The sequence below is a fragment of the Sphingobium sp. AntQ-1 genome, assembly GCF_028538045.1.
Classification (GTDB): domain Bacteria; phylum Pseudomonadota; class Alphaproteobacteria; order Sphingomonadales; family Sphingomonadaceae; genus Sphingobium; species Sphingobium cupriresistens.
Window position 1 is genome coordinate 3,672,007 of the sequence record NZ_CP117158.1, and the last position, 20,894, is coordinate 3,692,900.

The 20,894-nt window shown below is 63.9% G+C and carries 23 protein-coding genes and 1 tRNA gene; 14 read left to right on the forward strand and 10 right to left on the reverse strand.

Annotated elements, in window-relative coordinates; all coding sequences use genetic code 11:
- Positions 1–46 precede the first annotated feature (46 nt).
- Positions 47–265 (reverse strand): DUF2945 domain-containing protein, encoded by a 219-nt coding sequence (locus tag sphantq_RS18370; RefSeq protein ID WP_272799193.1) that lies wholly within the window; start codon positions 263–265, stop codon positions 47–49.
- Positions 266–450: 185 nt separating this feature from the next.
- Here sphantq_RS18370 and sphantq_RS18375 point away from each other — a divergent pair, with 185 nt between their 5' ends.
- The 4 genes from sphantq_RS18375 to sphantq_RS18390 all read left to right on the forward strand — a co-directional run bounded on the left by sphantq_RS18375 (position 451) and on the right by sphantq_RS18390 (position 3,927).
- Complete coding sequence (locus sphantq_RS18375) at positions 451–1,629, forward strand: glycosyltransferase family 4 protein (RefSeq protein WP_272799194.1); 1,179 nt, start codon at positions 451–453, stop codon at positions 1,627–1,629.
- A gap of 27 nt (positions 1,630–1,656) precedes the next feature.
- On the forward strand, positions 1,657–2,973 hold the full coding sequence (locus sphantq_RS18380; RefSeq protein WP_272799195.1) for a replication-associated recombination protein A: 1,317 nt from the start codon (positions 1,657–1,659) through the stop codon (positions 2,971–2,973).
- Positions 2,970–3,824 carry a hypothetical protein gene (locus tag sphantq_RS18385; protein ID WP_242495970.1) on the forward strand — a complete coding sequence of 285 codons (855 nt, stop codon included), beginning with the start codon at positions 2,970–2,972 and terminating at the stop codon, positions 3,822–3,824. The genes sphantq_RS18380 and sphantq_RS18385 overlap by 4 nt, the downstream gene beginning before the upstream one ends.
- A gap of 27 nt (positions 3,825–3,851) precedes the next feature.
- A tRNA-Thr gene (locus sphantq_RS18390) sits at positions 3,852–3,927 on the forward strand.
- A gap of 488 nt (positions 3,928–4,415) precedes the next feature.
- Here the strand turns inward: sphantq_RS18390 and sphantq_RS18395 are convergent.
- Positions 4,416–4,856 carry a cupin domain-containing protein gene (locus tag sphantq_RS18395; protein ID WP_272799196.1) on the reverse strand — a complete coding sequence of 147 codons (441 nt, stop codon included), beginning with the start codon at positions 4,854–4,856 and terminating at the stop codon, positions 4,416–4,418.
- Between the two features lie 121 nt (positions 4,857–4,977).
- On the opposite strand from sphantq_RS18395, the gene sphantq_RS18400 reads away from it, so the two are divergent.
- Positions 4,978–5,280 carry a glycine zipper 2TM domain-containing protein gene (locus sphantq_RS18400; protein ID WP_066605227.1) on the forward strand — a complete coding sequence of 101 codons (303 nt, stop codon included), beginning with the start codon at positions 4,978–4,980 and terminating at the stop codon, positions 5,278–5,280.
- 113 nt (positions 5,281–5,393) lie between these two features.
- Here sphantq_RS18400 and sphantq_RS18405 read toward each other — a convergent pair whose 3' ends face one another.
- Together sphantq_RS18405 and sphantq_RS18410 are read right to left on the reverse strand one after the other, a co-directional pair.
- Positions 5,394–5,675 carry a hypothetical protein gene (locus sphantq_RS18405; RefSeq protein WP_066601742.1) on the reverse strand — a complete coding sequence of 94 codons (282 nt, stop codon included), beginning with the start codon at positions 5,673–5,675 and terminating at the stop codon, positions 5,394–5,396.
- Positions 5,676–5,827: 152 nt separating this feature from the next.
- A complete protein-coding gene (locus sphantq_RS18410; RefSeq protein WP_272800262.1) occupies positions 5,828–6,235 on the reverse strand; it encodes an EVE domain-containing protein in 408 nt (135 codons plus the stop codon).
- Between the two features lie 105 nt (positions 6,236–6,340).
- Here sphantq_RS18410 and sphantq_RS18415 point away from each other — a divergent pair, with 105 nt between their 5' ends.
- Positions 6,341–7,288, forward strand: coding sequence for an isopenicillin N synthase family dioxygenase (locus tag sphantq_RS18415; protein ID WP_272799197.1), 948 nt, complete (start codon positions 6,341–6,343; stop codon positions 7,286–7,288).
- Positions 7,289–7,375: 87 nt separating this feature from the next.
- On the opposite strand, the gene sphantq_RS18420 is transcribed toward sphantq_RS18415, so the two are convergent.
- Positions 7,376–7,759 (reverse strand): dihydroneopterin aldolase, encoded by a 384-nt coding sequence (locus sphantq_RS18420; protein WP_066601738.1) that lies wholly within the window; start codon positions 7,757–7,759, stop codon positions 7,376–7,378.
- Positions 7,760–7,869: 110 nt separating this feature from the next.
- Here sphantq_RS18420 and sphantq_RS18425 point away from each other — a divergent pair, with 110 nt between their 5' ends.
- From sphantq_RS18425 to sphantq_RS18440, 4 genes are read left to right on the forward strand one after another with little or no spacing between them, the layout of a single operon-like run.
- Positions 7,870–8,406 (forward strand): GNAT family N-acetyltransferase, encoded by a 537-nt coding sequence (locus sphantq_RS18425; protein ID WP_201785482.1) that lies wholly within the window; start codon positions 7,870–7,872, stop codon positions 8,404–8,406.
- A gap of 42 nt (positions 8,407–8,448) precedes the next feature.
- Complete coding sequence (locus sphantq_RS18430) at positions 8,449–9,015, forward strand: DUF1285 domain-containing protein (RefSeq protein WP_066601736.1); 567 nt, start codon at positions 8,449–8,451, stop codon at positions 9,013–9,015.
- The gene (locus sphantq_RS18435) at positions 9,012–9,620 is read left to right on the forward strand and encodes a CoA pyrophosphatase (protein WP_066601733.1); all 609 of its coding nucleotides are present in this window, start codon (positions 9,012–9,014) and stop codon (positions 9,618–9,620) included. Before sphantq_RS18430 ends, sphantq_RS18435 begins: the two co-directional genes overlap by 4 nt.
- Positions 9,601–10,812: a CCA tRNA nucleotidyltransferase gene (locus tag sphantq_RS18440; protein ID WP_272799198.1), complete on the forward strand. Its 1,212-nt coding sequence runs from the start codon at positions 9,601–9,603 to the stop codon at positions 10,810–10,812. Before sphantq_RS18435 ends, sphantq_RS18440 begins: the two co-directional genes overlap by 20 nt.
- Here the strand turns inward: sphantq_RS18440 and sphantq_RS18445 are convergent.
- The 5 genes from sphantq_RS18445 to sphantq_RS18465 all read right to left on the reverse strand — a co-directional run bounded on the left by sphantq_RS18445 (position 10,776) and on the right by sphantq_RS18465 (position 16,458).
- Complete coding sequence (locus sphantq_RS18445; RefSeq protein WP_066601729.1) at positions 10,776–12,530, reverse strand: putative bifunctional diguanylate cyclase/phosphodiesterase; 1,755 nt, start codon at positions 12,528–12,530, stop codon at positions 10,776–10,778. The two genes, sphantq_RS18440 and sphantq_RS18445, sit on opposite strands and share 37 nt — an antisense overlap.
- An 88-nt stretch (positions 12,531–12,618) precedes the next feature.
- Positions 12,619–14,907, reverse strand: a complete 2,289-nt coding sequence (gene parC, locus sphantq_RS18450; RefSeq protein WP_272799199.1) for a DNA topoisomerase IV subunit A — start codon at positions 14,905–14,907, stop codon at positions 12,619–12,621.
- A gap of 45 nt (positions 14,908–14,952) precedes the next feature.
- Positions 14,953–15,249, reverse strand: coding sequence for a CcdB family protein (locus sphantq_RS18455; RefSeq protein WP_066601725.1), 297 nt, complete (start codon positions 15,247–15,249; stop codon positions 14,953–14,955).
- Positions 15,249–15,491, reverse strand: coding sequence for a type II toxin-antitoxin system CcdA family antitoxin (locus tag sphantq_RS18460; RefSeq protein WP_066605220.1), 243 nt, complete (start codon positions 15,489–15,491; stop codon positions 15,249–15,251). Before sphantq_RS18460 ends, sphantq_RS18455 begins: the two co-directional genes overlap by 1 nt.
- A gap of 46 nt (positions 15,492–15,537) precedes the next feature.
- Positions 15,538–16,458 (reverse strand): LysR substrate-binding domain-containing protein, encoded by a 921-nt coding sequence (locus sphantq_RS18465; protein WP_272799200.1) that lies wholly within the window; start codon positions 16,456–16,458, stop codon positions 15,538–15,540.
- Positions 16,459–16,589: 131 nt separating this feature from the next.
- On the opposite strand from sphantq_RS18465, the gene sphantq_RS18470 reads away from it, so the two are divergent.
- From sphantq_RS18470 to otsA, 4 genes are all read left to right on the forward strand, one after another.
- Positions 16,590–16,751 (forward strand): hypothetical protein, encoded by a 162-nt coding sequence (locus sphantq_RS18470; protein ID WP_165363577.1) that lies wholly within the window; start codon positions 16,590–16,592, stop codon positions 16,749–16,751.
- Between the two features lie 75 nt (positions 16,752–16,826).
- Entirely contained in the window at positions 16,827–17,585 is a 759-nt protein-coding gene (gene otsB, locus sphantq_RS18475; protein ID WP_272799201.1) for a trehalose-phosphatase, read from the forward strand.
- 179 nt (positions 17,586–17,764) lie between these two features.
- On the forward strand, positions 17,765–19,489 hold the full coding sequence (locus sphantq_RS18480; protein ID WP_272800263.1) for a glycoside hydrolase family 15 protein: 1,725 nt from the start codon (positions 17,765–17,767) through the stop codon (positions 19,487–19,489).
- A complete protein-coding gene (gene otsA / locus sphantq_RS18485; protein WP_129926127.1) occupies positions 19,486–20,892 on the forward strand; it encodes an alpha,alpha-trehalose-phosphate synthase (UDP-forming) in 1,407 nt (468 codons plus the stop codon). The genes sphantq_RS18480 and otsA overlap by 4 nt, the downstream gene beginning before the upstream one ends.
- Positions 20,893–20,894 lie beyond the last annotated feature (2 nt).

The following is a 20,894-nucleotide window of genomic DNA, read 5'->3' on the forward strand; positions in this document are numbered from 1 at the left end:
CCATGATCGCAGGCCAGGCGCGATGGCCGGTTGAGGGGGAAAGGCGTTAGCTGTCGCTCAGTTCCGAACGCAGCTTGAGCACTTCGCCGCCGCTGTCGGCCCGAATGAGATAGGCGGGATCGCGCGGCGAGCCGTTGCGGCGGATCAGCGACCCGTCGATGGTGCGCTCGACATGGCGGTCGAACCGTTCCGCAATGCGCCCCCGGCCGACGCCCAGTCCCCAGTTCCACTTGACCCGCGATCCTTTTCGGAAAGTCTCGGTCATGGGCATCCTCTCCTTTACTGGGCGCATCCTGCGCCGGCCGGTTTCATCACGAACAATCGGCATAATTCCCAGTGACTTGACTGGTTCCATCACATCTTTGCAGCAGCGTAAATTATCCTGCAACGGCGATATTCCGTCGATTGTCCGCTGTTTCGCGGCAGCCCTTTATAGTCTAAGGGGCGGCGATGGATGCTACCGGCCTGCGCGTCGCCCTGTTCAGCGGCAATTATAATTATGTGCGCGATGGCGCGAACCAGGCGCTCAACCGCTTCGTGACCTATCTGCTGCGGCAGGGGGCGGCTGTGCGGGTCTATTCACCAACGACGGCGACCCCCGCTTTCGCACCGGCCGGCGACCTGGTCAGCACGCCGTCCTTCCCGGTGCCGGGGCGCAAGGAATATCGGGTGCCCCATCGCATGTCGGCGCAGGTGCGCCGCGATCTCAAGGCGTTCGCGCCCAATATCGTGCATCTGTCCAGCCCAGATCCGCTGGGCCATCGGGCATTGAGTTGGGCGCGCGCGCGCGGGCTGCCGACCGTGGCGTCAGTGCATACGCGGTTCGAAACCTATCCGCGCTATTATGGGCTGGCCTTTCTGGAGCCGCTGATCGAATCGATCCTGCGCCGCTTCTATCGCCGCTGCGACGCGATCGTCGCGCCATCCGAATCGATGGCGCAACTGCTGCGCGATCAGCGGATGAACTATGATGTCGGCATCTGGACACGCGGCATCGACCGGGAGATTTTCCATCCCGGCCGCCGCGACCTGGACTGGCGGCGGTCGCTGGGCATCGCCGACGACGCGGCCGCCATTGGCTTCATCGGCCGGCTGGTGATGGAAAAGGGGCTGGACGTCTTTTCCGACGCAATCGACCAGCTCGCCGCCCGGCAGGTGCAGCACAAGGTGCTGGTGGTGGGCGAAGGCCCGGCGCGCGAATGGTTCCAGAACCGGCTGCCAGACGCGGTCTTTACCGGCTTCCAGAAGGGGGCGGACCTGGGCCGTGCAGTCGCCAGCATGGACATGCTGTTCAACCCGTCGGTGACCGAGACGTTCGGCAATGTCACGCTGGAGGCGATGGCGTGCGGCCTCCCCACCGTCGCGGCGCGGGCCACCGGCAGCGAGAGCCTGGTCACGGACGGCGTCACCGGGCGGTTGATCCGCCCCGGCGCGATTGGCGCCTTCGCCGATGCGCTGCAAGCCTATTGCATCGATGACGGCGCGCGGCAGGCCGCGGGCGCAGCGGCGCAGCAGCGGGCGGAGCGCAATGGATGGGACCAGGTCAACCAGGCGCTGGTCGACACCTATCTGCGCGTCATCCGCCAGCGCGCCCAGGGGCTGGCGCCGCGATCCAGCCCGGTTCCATAATCTGCGCCACACCCTATATCGGTAGCGATGGCCGACCTTTTCGCTCCCGATGATCTTCCTGCTGATGGACCGGCGGACACCGCCCCCCTCGCCGATCGGCTGCGCCCGCGCACGCTGGCCGATGTGGTGGGGCAGGAGCATCTGACAGGGCCGGACGGCGCGATCGGCCGGATGGTGGCGGCCGGGCGGCTGTCGTCGATCATATTATGGGGGCCGCCCGGCACCGGCAAGACGACGACGGCGCGGCTGCTGGCCGATGCGGTGGGGATGCGCTTTGCCCCGATATCGGCGGTATTTTCGGGCGTGGCCGACCTCAAGAAGCTGTTCGCGAGCGCCAGGGACCATGCCCGGCGCGGCGAGAAGACATTATTGTTCGTGGACGAGATCCATCGCTTCAACCGGGCGCAACAGGATGGTTTCCTGCCCTTCGTCGAGGATGGGACGGTGACTTTGGTCGGGGCGACGACCGAAAATCCGAGTTTCGAGCTGAACGCGGCCCTGCTGTCGCGGGCGCAGGTGCTGATCCTGCGGCGGCTGGACGCGGCCGCGCTGGAGCAGTTGCTCGACCGGGCCGAGGCGCTGACGGGGCGGCCGGTGCCGATCGACGCCGCCGCGCGCGAGGCGCTGGTGGCGAGCGCGGATGGCGACGGGCGGTTTTTGCTCAACCAGGTCGAGACGCTCTATGCGATCGACATCCCCGAACCGCTCGATCCGGCCGGCCTGTCCGCCCTGCTCCACCGCCGGGTCGCGGTGTATGACAAGGACCGGGAGGGGCATTATAATCTCATCTCCGCGCTGCATAAGTCGCTGCGCGGGTCGGACCCGCAGGCGGCGCTCTATTATCTGGCGCGAATGCTGACGGCGGGGGAAGAGCCGCTTTATGTGCTGCGCCGGCTGGTGCGCTTCGCCACCGAAGATATCGGCCTCGCCGATCCGCAGGCCGTGGTGCAGTGCCTCGCCGCCAAGGACGCCTATGATTTCCTGGGATCGCCCGAAGGCGAATTGGCGATCGTCCAGGCGTGCCTCTATTGCGCGACCGCGCCCAAGTCGAACGCAGCCTATGCGGCGATGAAGGCGTCGTTCAAATCGGCGCGCGATACCGGGTCACTGATGCCGCCGATGAACATCGTCAACGCACCCACCAAGCTGATGAAGCAGGTCGGTTACGGCAAGGGCTATCAATATGACCATGACGCGGCGGATGGCTTTTCCGGGGCCAATTACTGGCCGGACGAGGTGACGCCGCAGATTTTCTATGCGCCGACCGATCGTGGGTTCGAGGCGCGGATCGCCGAGCGCATCGCCCATTGGGACCGGTTGCGGGCGGAGCGCGCGAGCGGGTGACGCGGTTCGGGCGGTTCGCCGCGATCGACTGGTCGGGCGCCAAGGGCGCGCGGCACAAGGGGATTGCAGTGGCGCTGTGCGAGGCGGGCGATGCCGTGCCGCGGCTGGTGGCGGCGCCGGGCGGTATCTGGTCGCGGCAGGCGGTGGCCGACTGGCTGGTCGGGGCCGGGCGGCAGGCCCCTACCCTGTTCGGCTTCGATTTCAGCTTCGCGCCGCCCTTCGTCGCGCGGGGCGGCTATCTGCCGGGCGATCGGGTGCCGGAAGACGGCCCCGGTTTCTGGGCCTATGTCGATGCGATCTGCGAGGATGCGGACCTGGGCGCGGCGAGCCTGCTGGAAGTCGCGCATCGCCGCCATTTCTATTTCGGCAAGGCGGATGGGGTGAAGGCCGCTTTCATGCATAATCGTGTCTGCGAGGCGCGGTACAAGGCGGGCGGCGGAGGCAAGCCATCGACCGTCTATGACGCGATCGGCGCGGCGCAGGTGGCCAAGGCCAGCTTTGCCGGGATGCGGATGCTGCATCACCTGCGCGGCAAGCTGCCCGTGTGGCCGTTCGATCCGCTGCCTGACGCAGGATCGGCGGTGGTGGAAATCTATACCAGCATCGCCGCGCGCGCGGCGGGGCGGCCCAAGGGGCGCAGCAAGATGCGCGATGCGGCTGCGCTGAACGAGGCCCTGGCGGCGTTGGGATCGGCCGCGCATGACGGCCCGATGCCCGACGATCATGGCGCGGACGCGATCGTCACCGCTGCCTGGATGCGCCGGGCCGCAGCTGAACCGGCCATGTGGAAGCCCGCGATGCTGACGGCGCAGATTGCGCGCACTGAGGGCTGGACGTTCGGCGTCATCTGATAGTAAGGGCGTGCGTCCGAAAGGCACGCCGGCTTAGCTCAGTTGGTAGAGCACCTGATTTGTAATCAGGGGGCCACGGGTTCGAATCCTGTAGCCGGCACCATTTTAAAATCGTTGCGGACCATCAAGCCGTTGCCGCCGCCCAAACGCAAAATGGGGGCCGGCATTGCTGCCGGTCCCCACTTCCGTCGGGTCATGCGATCCGCGTCCCTTGCAGGATGCGATCATCGGCCCGGCGTATCCTGAACGTCATCTTCGGGCGAAGATGGCCATACAGGCTGTGCTTCGGATTCTAGGCCAAGGGCCGCCTTTCCGATGCTGGCTGCTTGCTTCCGATGCCCGACGTTCACTTTCGCGCGTACCCGGCAATGGTCCCAAACATCCCGTCCGCCTGCCCGGCGCCGTCCTTGCGAACATTGCCTGCTAGCGAACTATCGATAAGGTGCAAATCACTGATTTCTCGGTGATTTTGGATCTGGATCGCTCCGTCTCCGCCGTTTCGATAACTGGATCGTCTCACCATCGGCGAGTCGCTCCAAGCGAAATCGGAAGGATTTGTGACGGAACGGATCGCAAAGCTGTGGATAAGTGTCAGCCCGGCGGCGACCAGTCCGGCGCCGCGAGGGAAAAGCCGGCAAAATCAAAGCCTGGCGTGACGGTGCAACTGACCAGCGTCCATCCGCCGTGCGGCGTCGATGCCTGCCAATGATGGGCCGGCACCCAGCCTTGCGGCATCTGGCCATCAAATATGTCCGGCCCCAGCAGCAGATCGCAGGCCGGGCCACCAGGCGGTGCGATCGAGAGGATCAAAGGTGCGCCGGCGTGCCAGAACCAATGTTCATCGGCATCGACACGGTGCCAGTGTGAGCGCTCATGCGCCTCCAGCAGAAACAATATCGTGGTGCCGCCAGCGCGCTGCCCAAGGCCAGATTCGGCGCGCCATGTCTCCCGATACCACCCGCCTTCGGGATGCGCGGCAAGGCCGAGCCGTTCGATCAGCGCCCGTCCATCCCGCTCGTCGTCCGCTCGCATCCGTTTACCTCAAAATTTATTGCCCCGGAAACAGTTGCTTAGTTTGTTGCCTGACGTTCATGCAACCTCGATCAAGGTCAACGGGTTCAAGCGACAAATCACGCTATCGGAGGAGATACTCATGCGTAAAGCTCTACTCGCCCTGGCCGCCGTTTCGCTGGCCATTCCCATGTCCATGGCGGTGCCGACCGACGGCGCGCAGGCGCGTAAACATTATCGGTACAAGGAATGGCGCGGTCGCGACGGCCGGACCTATTGCCGCAAGTCGAACGGCACCACCGGCCTGATCGTCGGCGGCGTGGGTGGCGCGCTGGTCGGCCGGGCGATCGATACCCGCGGCGACCGTGCGACCGGCACGATTCTCGGCGCTGCCGGCGGCGCCCTGCTGGGCAAGGAAATCGACAGCAAGCGTCGCTGCCGTTGAGCCGGCGTGCCGGCGGCGATTGCAATAGCCGCCGGCTTCGACTGCTGCGAATGAACAAAAAAGGGACGGCATCCCGTCGGATGCCGTCCCTAACTTTTTGCCAGCCTGACGGCTTATTCCGCGGCGGCGCCGCGCGCCTCTTCAACCTTGAAGGCGACCGGCTGACCACCCGACACACCCGAAACCTTGCCATTCTTGACGGCCAGGTTGAACGCGACGGCATCGGGGAAGCGACGGCCGGAAATGACCTTGCCGGCCTTGGTGTCCTTCACCTTATACACGTAGGTATAGCCCTCGTGGGTGAAGCGCTGCTTGCCGGCTTCTTCAGCCTGGGCGGGAGCGGCAATGGCGACGATGGCGCTCAAGGCGCCGGTGACAATGAACTTCGACAGCATTCGCATGGGTAAACTCCTTGTGAATGCCGATCAAACACCTCTTGTTTTTCTTGTTTTGTTGAGGGCGCTTCTATGTTGCGGCGCGGCAGAGCCACAATCGCAAAAAGTGCCGTTCCAGTTGCATCAAGTGCAATCACGCCAGAGCGCGCGGATCAAGCCTTTGACATTGCGACGATATGATCGAATTGCGCCTTGGTCAGCGGCGCGACGGAGAGCCGCGCTTGGCGCAGCATCACCATGTCGGACAGCGCCGAATCGGCTTTCATCGCCTTGAGCGACACCGGTTTGGCGAGTTTTTGATGTGGGGCCACATGCACGGCGATCCACTTGCCGCTGTCATCGGTGCTGTCGGGCGCGGCCTCTTCGACGATCGTCATGATGCCGACCGCTTCAAGCCCGATATTGCTGTGGTAGAAAAAAGCCAGATCGCCCCTGCGCATCGCCTTCATATGGCCTTGCGCCGCATGGTTGCGGACGCCGTCCCATTCGGCCTTTCCCTTTTTGACGAGGTCGTCATAGGAAAAGACATCGGGTTCCGATTTCATCAGCCAATAGTTCATCCTGACTCCTTGCAACAGCGTCCCGGCGCGATCAAGGATGGCGTCACGCACGGGCCGCCCCATATGCAGGGCATGACCCCGACAAATGATATTTGGAGATAAGACGTGTCGCAAGCGGTACTGGATCAGGTGCCTGTCCTGTCCATGGCGGAAATGAGCAAGGCGGATTTCGCCACGGCGTTCGGCCGATCCTTCCGGCAGTTCGGCTTCGCCATGGTGAAGGACCATGGCATGGACCCGGCGCTGGTCGATGATGGCTGGGCGCTGGCGCGGCGCTTCTTCGCCCTGCCGGAGGATGTGAAGCAGCGCTATAACGCCAAGGGGAATGGCGGGCAGCGCGGCTATACCGCGTTCGGCACCGAAATCGCGAAGGGCGCGAGCGAGAACGACCTGAAGGAATTCTGGCATGTCGGCCGCGACCTGCCCGACGGCGATCCGCTGGCCGCTACGATGCCGCCCAATATATGGCCCGATGAAATGCCGACGTTCGAGCCGGTCTTCGCCAGGCTCTATCGCGAGTTCGATCGGGTCGGCGCGGAATTGCTGTCGGCGATCGCGCTCTATCTCGGCCTGCCCGAACGCTGGTTCGACGGGCCGATCGACAATGGCAATTCGATCCTGCGGCTGCTCCATTATCCGCCAGTGTCGCCGCAGGCGCCGGGCATCCGCGCGGGGGCGCATGAAGACATCAATCTCATCACGCTGCTGCTCGGCGCGGAAGAAGGCGGGCTGGAGCTAAAGGATCGCGGCGGCAACTGGCTGCCGGTGGTGCCACCGCCCGGCGCGCTGGCGATCAATGTCGGCGACATGCTGCAACGGCTGACCAACCATCTGCTGCCGTCGACCAGCCACCGCGTGGTCAACCCGCCGCCGGAGCGGCGCGGCCATTCGCGCTATTCCATGCCCTTCTTCCTGCACCTGCGCCCCGATTTCATGATCGACGCGCTGCCGCAATGCGTGAACGAGGAGAATCCACGCCGCGATCCGCCGATCAGCGCGCATGATTATCTGACCGAGCGGCTGATCGAGATCGGGCTGATCAAGAAAGGCTGACGTCGTTCGCTTAGAACCCAGTCGAGAAGCAGGTAACGGAGCGCTTCCCGTTTCTCGACAGGCTCGAAACGAGCGACGGTTGGCGCGTTACTTCCGGCCGCGGCCCAGGGTGATGCCGATTTCCTCGCCGCGTTCGGACAAAGCGAGCTTCACGATCTTCACCTCGACATGGCTGACCTTGTCGTCCTGTAGAAAGATGGTGTCGATGATATGGTCTGCCACCGCTTCGATCAGCGTGAAGTGCATGCCTTCGGGCAGCGCGGTCGAGGCGGCGTGCTTGAGGTCCATATAGTTTTTGGATTGGCCAAGCGCCGTGTCCGGCTCGTAATGATCGGCGATTCGCAGGCGGGCGCGGATGGAGATGCGCAGCGGCTGGGGGAGATGCGTCTCCTCCGAATAAATGCCGGTCAGCACGTCGACATGGAGGTTGTTGACCTCCAGCGTCAGAAAATCGTCAAATCCAGTCTGCATAACTCGCCAACTCAGACCCGTTCCGTGCCGTGCGGGCGGGCCAATTTAATCTTTCATTTTGCAAAGCGGGCGCTAAAGCCCCGCTTCCGGCGCTGCCCCATGCGCCATTGATGGCGGATCGGCAAGACGTGTCTCACATTGTTCCCCTGGACAGCCAGCCCGATGCGGCGATCGAGCAACTGCTCGACGCGGCGTTCGGCGCCGACCGGCACGGACGCACGGCCTATCGCATCCGCGACGGTATGCCCTGGTTGCCCGCCCTCTCCTTCGCCACCGTCGATGCCCAAGGCGCGCTGATCGGGTCGCTGCAAAGCTGGCCCGTGGCGCTGACGGATGAGGATGGCGCGCAAATCCCGCTGATCATGGTGGGGCCGGTGGCGGTCGATCCTGCGCATCAGTTTGGCGGTCATGGCCGGGCGATGATGGACGCGGTGGTCGCCGCCGCGCGCGCGCAGGGCAGCGAGCCGCTGATGATGATCGGCGATCCCGAATATTATGGCCGTTTCTGGGGCTTTGTCGCGGACGGCACGGCAGGCTGGGACGCGCCCGGCCCGTTCGAGCCGCGCCGGTTGCTGGCGCTGTCGATCGATGGTCGTCCCGTCGGCGGAAGCGGGATGCTCGGTCCCAGAATCGCCGTCGCGGCCTGATTTACCCTTTGCCTTCGGGCGAGAGGCTCCTATCTCCGCCCCATGCCGATGGAGCCCCTGCCCGACCTGTCCACCCTCTCGCTTGCCGATATCGCGCGGCTGGCTGCCGAAAAACGCCTGCCACCGGTCGAGAAATGGAATCCCGACCATTGCGGCGACAGCGAGATGCGGATCGCGCGCGACGGCACCTGGTTTCATCAGGGATCGCCGATCGGCCGGGAAACGATGGTGCGGCTCTTCTCCTCCATATTGCGGCGCGAGCCGGACGGCAGCCATGTGCTGGTGACGCCGGTCGAGAAGCTGGACATCGCGGTCGAGGATGCGCCCTTCGTTGCGGTCGAACTGAAGAGCGAAGGCGAAGGCCGGGGCCGCACCCTCGCCTTCCGCATCAAAAATGGCGACATCGTGACCGCCGGGCCGGACCATGGGCTGTGCCTGCGCGAGACGCCGGATGGGCCGCATCCCTATCTGCATGTGCGCGGCGGAATGGAGGCGCTGGTGGCGCGCAGCGTCTATTATGAGCTGATGAACCTGGCGCTGGAGGAAGACGCCGAGCGCATCGGCCTGTGGAGCGACGGCGCCTTCTTCCCGCTGGACGGGGCGGCATGACGCTGGCGCAGCGGTTGCGCGCCGCGCTGGAAGAAGGGCACAGGCGCGAAGATCTGGCGCCCGACGATATGCGCGATCCGCGGATCGACGGGGAGATTGCGCTGGCGCCTGCGGCCGTGCTGGTGGCGATCACCGACCGAGCGGAACCCGGCCTGATCCTGACCGAGCGATCGTCGCGCCTGCGCAAACATGCGGGCCAGATCGCCTTTCCGGGCGGCCGGGTGGATGCGGGCGACGCCGACGAGATCGCCGGGGCGCTGCGCGAGGCGCAGGAGGAAATCGCGTTGCCGCCCGACCGGGTGCAGGTGATCGGGACGTCCGATCGCTACCACACCTTTACCGGCTTCGACATTATCCCGGTGCTGGGCGTCATTCCGCCCGACCTGCCGCTGCGCGCGCAGGAAAGCGAGGTTGCCGACTGGTTCGAACTGCCGCTCGCTTACGCGCTCGATCCCGCGCGCCGGGTGCGTCATGCGATGGAATATGAGGGCAGGCAGCGTCATTATTACGAGATATATTGGGAAGGCCGCCGCATCTGGGGGATTACCGCCGCCATTCTCGCCAACCTCTCGCGCAGGCTGGGCCATGACCATATACCTGCCTGATGCCGAATGGCGCCATCGTCCCGGTCTGGACGGCCTGTTCACCGCGCTGGAGGCGGCGGAGGGCAAGGCGCGTTTCGTCGGCGGCGCGGTGCGCGACGGGCTGCTGGGCCTGCCGGTCAATGATCTGGACATTGCCACGACGCTGGCCCCGCAGGACGTGGTCGATCGGCTGAAGCGCGCGGGGATCAAGGCGGTGCCGACCGGGATCGACCATGGCACCATCACCGCCGTCCTGCCCGACGGGCCGGTCGAAATCACCACGCTGCGCCGCGACGTCAGCACTGACGGGCGGCGCGCCACCATCGCCTATACGGACGACTGGCGCGAGGATGCGGCGCGGCGGGATTTCACGATCAACGCCCTTTACGCCGATCCGTTGACCGGCGCGATCAGCGATTATTTCGGCGGGATCGCAGATCTGGAGGCGCGGCGCCTGCGCTTCATCGGCGATGCATCGGCGCGGATCGCCGAAGACCATCTGCGCATCCTGCGCTATTTCCGCTTCCTGGCGCGCTATGGCGACAACGAGTTGGACAGTATCGCCTATGATGCGTGCGTCGCCGCAGCCAACAGCCTGATGGCGCTGTCACGCGAGCGGATCGCGGACGAATTGTTGAAATTACTGGGTGTCGCTTCGCCGATCCATGCGCTGAGCCTGATGGTGGAGGGCGGCATATTGCGCACGGTGCTGCCGGAAGTGGATGCGGCCGGGATCGCGCGTATGGATCGGCTGATGGCGCGGGAGGCGGAGGCCGGGATCGGCGCGTCCGCGTTGCGGCGCCTGGCTGCGCTATTGCCGGCTGATGCGGCGCTGGCCGATTCGGTGGGTGCGCGGTTGAAGCTGTCGAACAAGGCGCGCAAGCGGCTGGTCTTGGCATTGGAGCAGGCGGCGGGGATCGAACGCCCGCGCGCGCTCGCTCATCGGATCGGCGTCGAAGGCGCAACCGATCGGATGCTGCTCGACTCTGACAGGCCGCTCGCGACGCTTGAACAGTTGCGGGACTGGACCCCGCCCGCTCTGCCGATCGGCGGCGGAGCGCTGATCGCGCGCGGCCTGACGCCCGGCCCGGATGTGGCCAAGGCGTTGCGTGCGGTGCAGGACCAATGGGTGGCGGAAGATTTCCCCGATTCGAACCGCGTCGCGGGGATCGCGGATCAGATCGTCTCGAAATTCCAGCGGGCGCGCCAATAGTCGAAGGCTTCCGCTTCGGGCATCGGCTTGGCGAAATGATAGCCCTGCCCCTGCCAGCAGCCCATCTGCTGAAGCGCATGGGCCAACGCCTGCGTCTCGATCCCCTCGGCGGTAACCTTGAGATTGAGCGATTCAGCGAGTGACAGGATCGTGCGGACGATCACCGCTTTGTCATGATCCTCCAGCATCGTGGACACGAAGCTGCGATCGATCTTCAATATGTCGATCGGCAGGCTGTGCAGGCTGGCGAGGTTGGAGAAGCCGGTGCCGAAGTCGTCCATCGCGATCGGCATCTGCAAACCTTTCAGCGCGACGAGCAGCTTCCGCGCCTTGTCAGGATCGGCGATGATCGCGCTTTCGGTGAGTTCGGCGGTCAATCGGTGGCCGGCGATCCCAGCATAGCGCAAAGCCTCCTCGAACATGGAAGCGACGTCGTCGCGCGCCATCTGGATCGGGGAAAGATTGACGTTAACGCCCACGGGCAGCGGCTGGCCGAATTTCGCGTCCCAGCGCGACAGCGCCTGGGCCGCCTCATAGGCCGCCCAGCGACCCAGCGGGGTGATAAGGCCGCTTTCTTCCGCAACCGCGATGAATTCGACAGGGGGAACATGACCCAGTTCCTCGTCATGCCAGCGGGCGAGCGCCTCGAAGCCAGTGACCTCACCAGTTTGAAGATGGATGAGCGGTTGAAAAGCGAGGGTCAGCCCGCCTTGGGCCAATGCTTCGCGCAGACGGCTTTCGATAGAAAATCGCCGCTGCGCCTCCTTGAGCACGCCATTGCGGTATATCTCGACCTTGCCGCTGCGTTTGGCGATCTTTACCGCCGCCTGCGCCTTGCGAACGACATCGTCGGGATCATCGTCCAGATTGAGCGAGAGAGCGCAGCCGATTGCGCAATCGACGCGGATTTGAAGATCGCTGAGGCGGATCGGCGAGCTGAGCGCCTCCTTGATCCTCTGAACGATATGAAGAGCGTCTGATAAGCCATTGTTTAAGCGTGCAAAGATAGCAAAATCATTGCCGCCGATACGGGCCAGCACGTCGCCTTGGCGCAAGCTGGATTTCAGGCGCTTGGCGACGGTGATCAGCAGTTCGTCGCCCGCCATCGGACCAAGGGATTCATTGACTCGGCTGAAGCGACTGAGATCGATCGCGATGATGCCGAACTGGGCCTTGTCAGGCCAGACCGTATTGGCCAGACGATCGTCAATCTCTTCACCAAATCCCGTGCGATTGGGCAGCGCGGTCAAGCCATCCGACAGCAGTTCCCGACGGAGATTTTTTTCGATCGTCCGTTCGCCGGTCCGGTCGGTGGCGGTGAAGAGATAATGTTCGGGGCGACCGTCGGCCGCGGGCAGGCGACCGATGGTGCACATGAAATATTCCGGCCCAAGTTTGCCGTCGCGACGCAATTCGAAACTGTCCGAATCGCGTCCAGACCGGATAAAATTGCTGGCACGCTCGCGCCATGCCGCGGCGACGCTGGCGGCAGCTTCACCTCGTTCGGCTTGCAACCTGGAAGCCTGCGTAAAACGCGCATTTCCGCGCATAAGGTTTAGACTATTGTTTTCGAATGAGAATACAGCTGCAAGCTGGGGGAGAGCCTCCAGCCATTGCGCCATGCCGATGGCGTGTTCAGGATGCGGGGCATCGTCCCCCCCCAAGGGGGAGGCGCTGGCCTTTTTGACCGGCAAACTGCGCACCGACGTCGATTCCATACCCCCGCTGTATCGAGAAGGAGTAAATTTTCGGGAAACGCTGACCGCCGCAATGGACAAAGTTGGACTAACGGCGAAATCGCTGAAATCAGAAGCGATTATCGCGCGGGAAACCCGTCGGCGGCATTCGCCCGGCCGCGCCACGCGCAACCTTCCATGGCATCATGTCGCTTTCCGTCCGGGTGCGGCCCGATTCGCCGCCCATGGTCCAGCTAAGCCCGTCGGAAAGGCGGAAGGCGATCGCGTCGGACAGGCCGCCGTCGCGGTAGCGCTGCATCTGCACACCCTGGCCGCGCGTCATTTTCGGCATTTCACTAAGCGCGAACACCAGCAATTTGCGGTTTTCCCCGATAACGGCGACGCTATCCGCTTCCGCCGGGATCGGACGGATTATGCTCAGCTTCGCGCCGGCGCGGACGTTGACCACCTGCTTGCCTTTGCGGGTTTCCGCCACCAATTCGGCCGTTGCCGCGACGAAGCCGCGTCCGTCTGATGAGGCCATAAGCAGATCCGTGCCGGCACGCGCCGGCATGAAGGCGACGATCGCTCCTTCGTTGTCCATATCGACCAACGAACGCACCGGATCGCCAAAACCGCGGCCACCCGGCAGCTTGTCCGACGCCAGCGTGTAGATGCGGCCGGTTGAGGTCGCCAGCAGCAGCTTGTCGGTGGTGTAGGCATGGAAGGCATATTGCGGACCGTCGCCTTCCTTGAATTTCAGCGTGTCGGCGGCGGCGAGATCGCGATGGCCGCTCATCGCTCTGATCCAGCCGCGTTCGGACAAGATCACCGTGATCGGCTCCTTTTCTATCATCGCCTCCAGCGGGATTTCCCGCGCCGGGGCGGCTTCCTCGACCAGGGTGCGGCGGCGGCCAAGGTCGGTTTCGGGGCCGTAGCGCTTGCGCAGCGCGGCGAGGTCGCGCTTCAGGCGGGTGCGCTGGCGGGCCGGGCTTTCGACCAGCTTTTCCAGTTCCTCCTTCTCCTTGACCAGTTCGGCATGTTCGCGCCGCAGCTCCATCTCCTCCAGCTTGCGCAAAGAGCGCAGCCGCATGTTCAGGATGGCCTCGACCTGACGATCGTTGAGCGCGAATTCGTCCATCATCACCGCCTTCGGCTCATCCTCCGTGCGGATGATCTCGATCACCCGGTCGAGGTTGAGATAGGCGATGATATAGCCGTCGAGCAGTTCCAGCCGGCCGGCGATCTTTTCCAGCCGATGCCGGGCGCGGCGGACCAGAACGTCGATCTGGTGCTTGAGCCATTCGATCAGCAGCGGGCGCAGGCCCAGCACGCGCGGCGTCCGGGTGGCGTCGAGGACGTTGAGGTTCAGCGGGAAACGATTTTCCAGATCGGTCAGCCGGAACAGGCTGTCCATCAGCATCTGCGGATCGACGGTGCGCGCGCGCGGTTCGATGACGATGCGGATTTCCGCGTCGCTCTCGTCCCGAACATCCGCCAGGATCGGCAGCTTGCGATCGTTGATGAGCGCCGCAATCTGTTCGATCAGCTTGGATTTCTGCACCTGATAGGGAATTTCGGTGACGACCGCGATCCACGTGCCGCGTCCCCCCTCTTCCTTGTGCCAGCGCGCCCGCGTGCGGAAAGCGCCGCGCCCGGTGACATAGGCTTCGGAGATGATCGACGGGCTGTCCACCAGGACACCGCCGGTCGGAAAATCCGGCCCCTTCACCACCGCCATCAAGGCGGCATGATCGGTGTCGGGATCGTCGATCAGCAGGCCGGCCGCGTCGATCAGTTCGGTGACATTATGCGGCGGGATGCTGGTCGCCATGCCGACCGCGATGCCGGTCGCGCCATTGGCGAGCAGATTGGGGAACAGGCCGGGAAAGACCTCCGGCTCCTCATCCTCGCCATTATAGGTGGGTCGATAATCGACCGTGCCTTCGTCCAGGCCCGCCATCAGATCGGCGGCGGCCTGTGTCAGGCGCGCTTCGGTGTAGCGCATCGCCGCAGCGTTATCGCCGTCGATGTTGCCGAAATTGCCCTGCCCGTCGACCAGCGGCGTGCGCAGCGAGAATTCCTGCGCCAGCCGCACCATGGCGTCATAGACCGACTGGTCGCCATGGGGGTGATATTTGCCGATGACGTCGCCGACGACGCGGGCGCATTTCTTGTAACTGGTGGTGTTCCGCGCAGGGTTTGCGACCAATATGTCGGGCGACGCGCCGCCCGGCTCCATCTTGAGCAGGCGCATCGCCCAGAGCAGGCGGCGATGCACGGGTTTCAGGCCATCGCGCAGGTCCGGCAACGACCGGGCAGTGATGGTCGACAACGCATAGACGAGATAGCGCTGCGAAAGCGCATCGTCGAACGGGTGATCCTTGATGGCGTCGAACGGGTCGCGAAAATCAGTCATCGCAGGTCGGATAGCAGGACGGGCACGAAACGGAAACGGATTTGGTCAGAAGCCGGCGATCAGCATATCGAGGGCCTTGGATATCTCATAATCCTGATCCCGCAGCGACAGCACGACCTTCCCCAGCGACCGCGCAGGCACCGCGCCGGAAAATTGCGTCATCATAACCAGTCGATGCCCATCGACATTAAATTGCGGATTGAGGCGCGCCATCGGCGTTCCGACATCGTCGAGCGGGACTAACGGCACCACGAAACGGGTGGTCAGATGGTCCAGCAAGTCGGTTTGGCAGTCCAGGACGTAGACACCATCGGGCAGGCGATGGACGCAAAAGCGCGCCATTAGAATTGCCGGTATTTTTCGAGCGGCAACCCATGTTTTTCGACATAGGCATTGGAGGCGGCGATGCCAGCAGCATTGTCTTTCTTCCAGCGCCGTCCGCGTTCCAATCCAATCTCCCTGCGCAAGGCATCTTCGCATGCACGGGACAGATTGATACCCAGTTCCTTGGCATCCGCCACAAGATCAACATCCAGTGAAAGGTTGGTCGCCTTGCGCGTGGCGATCCGTTCATGCTTGGTCATGATCGACTCCTGCATCTCATGTGCGCATGAATATACGCATGGGCTATCAATGCGGCAAGTATCGCCCTTCGGGATCGGCGGCGATCTCGGTCGCAAATTCCGCCACGATCCAGTCGCGGAAGGCCTTCACCTTGGGCGTGTTGCGGGCATGAGGCGGATAGACCACCCAATAGCTGGCGATTTCCCGGACATAGGAGGGCACGGCTTCGACCAGCAGGCCGGACTCGATCTCCATCTTCCACAGGAAATGGTTGAGGATGGCGACGCCTTGCCCGCCGATCGCGGCGCGCCCCTCCATCACCTGGCTATCTAGGGCGATGCCGGGCGGGCCGGCGGCGGGATCGGCCTCCACCGCCATCGCGGCGAACCATTCATGCCACCACATGTCATCAGGCGACAGGCGCGGCAGGGCATGAAGGGCCTGCGCATCGGCGATGGGACCGTGCCGGTCCAGCCAGGCCGGACTGCACATCGGCACAAGCCGGTTGTGGGTCAGCAACGTCGCCTCCAACCCCGGCCATTGCCCCTTCCCGCCACGGATCGCCAAGTCCACGCCGTCACGAGCCAGATCGACGACGCTGTCCTCCGCCTGAATGCGCACGGCGAGGTGCGGATGGCGCATCTGAAAGGCGCCGATCTTGGGCGCCAACCACAAATGCGCAAAGCTGTTGGTGCAACTGATCGTCAGCACGGCAGAATGATCCTGTGTCAGGGCAACAAAGCCCTGGCGCATCTGGTCGAAGGCGCGGGTCAGGATGGGCGCGATGTCCCGCCCCTTGTCGGTCAGTACGACCTTGCGCCCGATACGCTGGAACAGGCTGAGCCCCAGCCGCTCCTCCAACAACTTCACCTGATAGCTGACCGCGGCTTGCGTCATGCCGAGTTCGTAGGCAGCGGCGGTGAAATTTTCCAAGCGAGCCGCAGCCTCGAACACGCGGATGGCGGATAAGGGCGGCAGGATCGACATAGGCTTATCAATAAGCTGAGCTTATCTAATGCGTCCAGCCTTTTGTTGGCGATACTGGCGTCAATCAGGCAGAGGCGAAGGCGCGGATGGTTTTTTCGATCCACCTCCCGCTTTCAGGAAAGGACGGCATCATGCGTGACGAATATGACGACCGGCTGCGGCTTGACGGCCGCGCGCAGATCAACAACGGCATCGACCGGCTATTGGCCAGGATCATGCAGGCGTTCCGGGTTCTCCATACAATTCATTGGTCCTCCCCCTGGGCCGTCCATGAGCGCCGATGCCGTAACTGAGCCGCAGTCGGGAAAATCGACCGGCGGTGACAAATCGGGGGTTGCGGTTTCGGGCAGGGACGCCACTTTGCGCCCGTGTCCGAATCCGCATTTGCCCCCCCGTCCGCCCTTCCTGCTCCACCCACCACGTTGCTGGACGGCGCGGCGCTGTTCCTCGATTTCGACGGAACGCTGGCGCCGCTGGCCGAAACGCCCGACGCGGTGGATGTCGGCGACGACCTGCTCTTGCTGCTGGCCCGGTTGCGCGATCAGTTGGGGGGGCGGCTGGCGATCATCAGCGGCCGATCGATCGCGACCCTGCGCGAACTGGGCTTTGGCGATTTCCTGCTGTCGGGCACCCATGGGCTGGAGTTCGCCCGGCCCGGCGCGGCGGTGAACGCCCCGCCCCGCCTGCCCGCGATCGATGCGGTGGAGGCCGCCTTCAACACCTTTGTCGAGGACAAGCCGGGCCTTCTGGTCGAACGCAAATCCATCAGCGTGGGCCTGCATTTCCGTGGCGCGCCACAATGGGGCGAGGAGGCGGGTCGGTTGGCGAATATCCTGGCGGATGAGCATGGGCTGGCGCTGCAACGGGGCAAAATGTTGTATGAATTACGCCCCGGTGGCGCGGACAAGGGCAGCGCGCTGATTGCGCTGATGCAAACCGCGCCGATGGCGGGCGGCGTACCGGTCTTCATCGGCGACGACGTCACCGATGAAGAAGGCTTCGCCGCCGCCGCCGAATTGGGCGGCGCCGGCATATTGGTCGGGGCGCCGCGCGCGACATTGGCCGCATTCTCTTTGGAACAGGTTGCCGCCGTCAGGCATTATCTGGCCGAGGGGGTCGCCGGATAATATTTTCGGCGTCCCTTGTCGTGAGCAACGAAAGGGGCAGACCGATCCAAGCACCACAGCAAGCCATCTTGGGCCAATCGGTTCCGGGCGAATCCATACTGGCCGGAAGCGAGCGCTCGCTCGATCTTTGGCCGATCGGCAATTGCCAGGCCTCCGCACTGATCGACCGCATGGGACGTATGGTGTGGGCCTGCGTCCCGCGTGTGGACGGCGATCCGGTCTTTTCCGCCTTGCTGGACAATAAACCATGGGACGATGCGCAGGCCGGCGGCTTCTGGGCGATCGAACTGGAAAATTGCGTCGCGGTCGAGCAGCATTATATCCGCAACACCCCGATATTGGTGACCCGCCAGAGGGATGCGCAGGGCAATGCGATCGAGATCATCGATTTCTGCCCGCGGCACAAGCATAAGGGCCGCATGTACCGCCCGGTAGGGTTCATCCGCATCGTCCGGCCGGTAGCTGGTTCCCCCCGCATTCGCGTAAAATTGCGTCCGACAACGGGTTGGGGCGCCGACAAGGTGCCGGTCAGCTATGGTTCCAACCATATCCGGATGATCCTGTCCTATATGGCGATGCGCATATCGACCAATGCGCCGATCGGCCTGATCGCGCAGGAAAGCTGGTTCCGGCTGGAGCAGGATGCGCATTTCTTCATGGGACCGGACGAGGGCTTTTCCGATGCGCTGCGTCCGGCGATCGAGCGAATGCTGGACGACACCATCAACGAATGGCAGCTGTGGGTCCGCGGCCTCGCTATCCCGGCCGAATGGCAGGAAGCCGTGATCCGCTCCGCCATCACGCTCAAGCTATGCCAGCATGAGGAAACCGGCGCGATCGTCGCCGCGCTGACCACCTCCATCCCCGAACATGCGAACAGCGGGCGTAATTGGGACTATCGTTACTGCTGGGTCCGCGACGCTTATTATACGGTGGAGGCGCTCAACCGACTGGGCGCGCTCGACGTGATGGAATCCTATCTCGTCTATCTGCGCAACATCGTCGACGGCGCGCGTGGCGGGCATATCCAGCCGCTTTATGATGTCCGCGGCAACGCCACGCTGACCGAGTGGGAAGCCGAGCAACTGCCCGGCTATCGCGGCATGGGACCGGTGCGCGTGGGCAATGCCGCCTATGAACAGATCCAGCATGACGCCTATGGCCAGATCGTGCTGTCGTCGGTGCAGGGCTTCATCGATCAGCGGCTGTTGCGCATGGCCGGCCATGCCGATTTCGAGGCGCTGGAGGCCGTGGGTGAACGCGCCTGGGCGGTGTACGACCAGCCAGACGCGGGCCTATGGGAGCTCCGTACCCGCGCCCATGTCCACAGCTACAGCGCGGTCATGTGCTGGGCGGCGTGCGATCGGCTGGCCCATGCCGCCACCGCGCTCGACCTGCCGGTGCGGGCCGGTCATTGGCAGAACCGCGCCGACACGATGAAGGCGCGCATCCTGGAGGCTGCCTGGCGCACCGACAGCAAGGCGATCTCCGCCAATTTCGAGGATGATTCGCGCGATGCGTCGCTGCTGCAACTGCTCGACCTGCGGTTCCTGACGGCCGACGATCCGATGTTCATCGGCACGCTGGCGGCGCTGGAAACCGATCTGCGGCGCGGCAACGACATGCTGCGATACAGCGCGCCCGACGATTTCGGCGAGCCGGTCACGGCATTCAACGTCTGCACATTCTGGCTGATCGAGGCGCTGCACCGCACCGGCCGGACCGAAGAGGCCCGCGCCTTGTTCGAAGAGATGTTGTCTCGCCGCACGGCCGCTGGCCTGCTGTCCGAAGATATAGACCCTGCAACCGGGGAATTGTGGGGCAATTATCCCCAGACTTACTCATTGGTCGGCATCATCAATTGCGCCGTCTTGCTGAGCAAACCATGGAGCGCGATGCGATGAGCCGCCTTATCGTCATATCGAACAGGGTCAGTCGCCCCAGCAAGTCGGGCAACCAGGGGGGCCTTGCCGTCGCCCTGTCGCAAGCCTTGCGGGAGAGCAGGGGCATCTGGGTCGGCTGGTCGGGCGAGGTCACCGACAATTTCACCGGCCATATCGGCTTTGCCGAAGATGAGGGGGTCAAGACCGCGACGATCGACCTGGAAGAACAGGACATCGACGAATATTATAATGGATATGCCAACAAGACGCTGTGGCCGCTATTCCATTTCCGCATCGACCTGGCCGAATATGCCCGTGATTTCGAAGGCGGCTATAATCGCGTCAACAAGCGCTTCGCGGAAACCGCCAGCCCGCTGATCGAACCCGAAGACGTGATCTGGGTCCATGACTATCATATGATCCCGCTGGGCCAGATGCTGCGCGACAAGGGGCTGAAGAACCGCATGGGCTTCTTCCTCCACATTCCCTGGCCCCCGACCCGGCTGCTGGTGTCGCTGCCCCATCACAGCAAGCTGGTCAGCACGCTGTTCGCCTATGACGTCATCGGTTTCCATACCGAGGAATGGCTCGAATCCTTCCGTCATTATGTCGAGCGGGAAATGGGCGGCAGCGTCGATGGCGATTTCGTCACCGTCGGCGATCGCACCATCCAGGCGGTGGCCTGCCCGATTGGCATTAATGCAAAGGAGTTTGCCGAGGCCGCCGAGAGCGAAGCGGCACAGGACATGCTGAGCCTGGTCCGCGCATCCTTGCAGGACCGATCGATGATCGTCGGGGTCGATCGGCTGGATTACAGCAAGGGGCTGGAGGAGCGGTTCAACGGCTATGCCCGCTTCCTGAAGGATCATCCCGAACATCATCGCAAGCTGCTGCTGACCCAGATCGCCCCGCCCTCGCGCGGCGAGGTGGAAAGCTACCAGCAGATCCGTGCGACGCTTGATTCGCTTGCAGGACGGATCAACGGCGAATATAGCGACGTCGACTGGACCCCGATCCGCTACGTCAACCAGGGCTATCCGCGCGACAAGCTGGCCGGCATCTATCGCGCCGCAAAGATCGGGCTGGTGACACCGCTGCGCGACGGCATGAACCTGGTCGCGAAGGAATATGTCGCGGCCCAGGACCCCGAAGATCCCGGTGTGCTGATCCTGTCCCGCTTTGCCGGGGCGGCGATGCAGCTCAAGGACGCGCTGCTCATCAACCCCTATAGCCCGGAGGAGATGTCCGACGCGATCCTGCGCGCGCTGGCCATGCCGCTTGACGAGCGCAAGCGGCGCTGGCGGGCGATGATGGATAGTGTCGAGGGGCAGGACATCAGTTGGTGGCGGCAATGTTTCACCGGCCGGCTGATGGCGGTGGATCGCGAAACGGGACGGGTTGAGCCGGAGCCGGCGGCGGGGTAACG

What these genes read in the sequence shown, in the direction of transcription:
- sphantq_RS18370 (WP_272799193.1), bottom strand. Translation starts at nt 265, where the DNA reads ATGACCGAGACTTTCCGAAAAGGATCGCGGGTCAAGTGGAACTGGGGA.
- sphantq_RS18375 (WP_272799194.1), top strand. Translation starts at nt 451, where the DNA reads ATGGATGCTACCGGCCTGCGCGTCGCCCTGTTCAGCGGCAATTATAAT.
- sphantq_RS18380 (WP_272799195.1), top strand. Translation starts at nt 1,657, where the DNA reads ATGGCCGACCTTTTCGCTCCCGATGATCTTCCTGCTGATGGACCGGCG.
- sphantq_RS18395 (WP_272799196.1), bottom strand. Translation starts at nt 4,856, where the DNA reads ATGCGAGCGGACGACGAGCGGGATGGACGGGCGCTGATCGAACGGCTC.
- sphantq_RS18400 (WP_066605227.1), top strand. Translation starts at nt 4,978, where the DNA reads ATGCGTAAAGCTCTACTCGCCCTGGCCGCCGTTTCGCTGGCCATTCCC.
- sphantq_RS18405 (WP_066601742.1), bottom strand. Translation starts at nt 5,675, where the DNA reads ATGCTGTCGAAGTTCATTGTCACCGGCGCCTTGAGCGCCATCGTCGCC.
- sphantq_RS18410 (WP_272800262.1), bottom strand. Translation starts at nt 6,235, where the DNA reads ATGAACTATTGGCTGATGAAATCGGAACCCGATGTCTTTTCCTATGAC.
- sphantq_RS18420 (WP_066601738.1), bottom strand. Translation starts at nt 7,759, where the DNA reads ATGCAGACTGGATTTGACGATTTTCTGACGCTGGAGGTCAACAACCTC.
- sphantq_RS18425 (WP_201785482.1), top strand. Translation starts at nt 7,870, where the DNA reads ATGGCGGATCGGCAAGACGTGTCTCACATTGTTCCCCTGGACAGCCAG.
- sphantq_RS18430 (WP_066601736.1), top strand. Translation starts at nt 8,449, where the DNA reads ATGCCGATGGAGCCCCTGCCCGACCTGTCCACCCTCTCGCTTGCCGAT.
- sphantq_RS18435 (WP_066601733.1), top strand. Translation starts at nt 9,012, where the DNA reads ATGACGCTGGCGCAGCGGTTGCGCGCCGCGCTGGAAGAAGGGCACAGG.
- sphantq_RS18440 (WP_272799198.1), top strand. Translation starts at nt 9,601, where the DNA reads ATGACCATATACCTGCCTGATGCCGAATGGCGCCATCGTCCCGGTCTG.
- sphantq_RS18445 (WP_066601729.1), bottom strand. Translation starts at nt 12,530, where the DNA reads ATGGAATCGACGTCGGTGCGCAGTTTGCCGGTCAAAAAGGCCAGCGCC.
- parC (WP_272799199.1), bottom strand. Translation starts at nt 14,907, where the DNA reads ATGACTGATTTTCGCGACCCGTTCGACGCCATCAAGGATCACCCGTTC.
- sphantq_RS18455 (WP_066601725.1), bottom strand. Translation starts at nt 15,249, where the DNA reads ATGGCGCGCTTTTGCGTCCATCGCCTGCCCGATGGTGTCTACGTCCTG.
- sphantq_RS18460 (WP_066605220.1), bottom strand. Translation starts at nt 15,491, where the DNA reads ATGACCAAGCATGAACGGATCGCCACGCGCAAGGCGACCAACCTTTCA.
- sphantq_RS18465 (WP_272799200.1), bottom strand. Translation starts at nt 16,458, where the DNA reads ATGTCGATCCTGCCGCCCTTATCCGCCATCCGCGTGTTCGAGGCTGCG.
- sphantq_RS18470 (WP_165363577.1), top strand. Translation starts at nt 16,590, where the DNA reads ATGCGTGACGAATATGACGACCGGCTGCGGCTTGACGGCCGCGCGCAG.
- sphantq_RS18480 (WP_272800263.1), top strand. Translation starts at nt 17,765, where the DNA reads ATGGTGTGGGCCTGCGTCCCGCGTGTGGACGGCGATCCGGTCTTTTCC.
- otsA (WP_129926127.1), top strand. Translation starts at nt 19,486, where the DNA reads ATGAGCCGCCTTATCGTCATATCGAACAGGGTCAGTCGCCCCAGCAAG.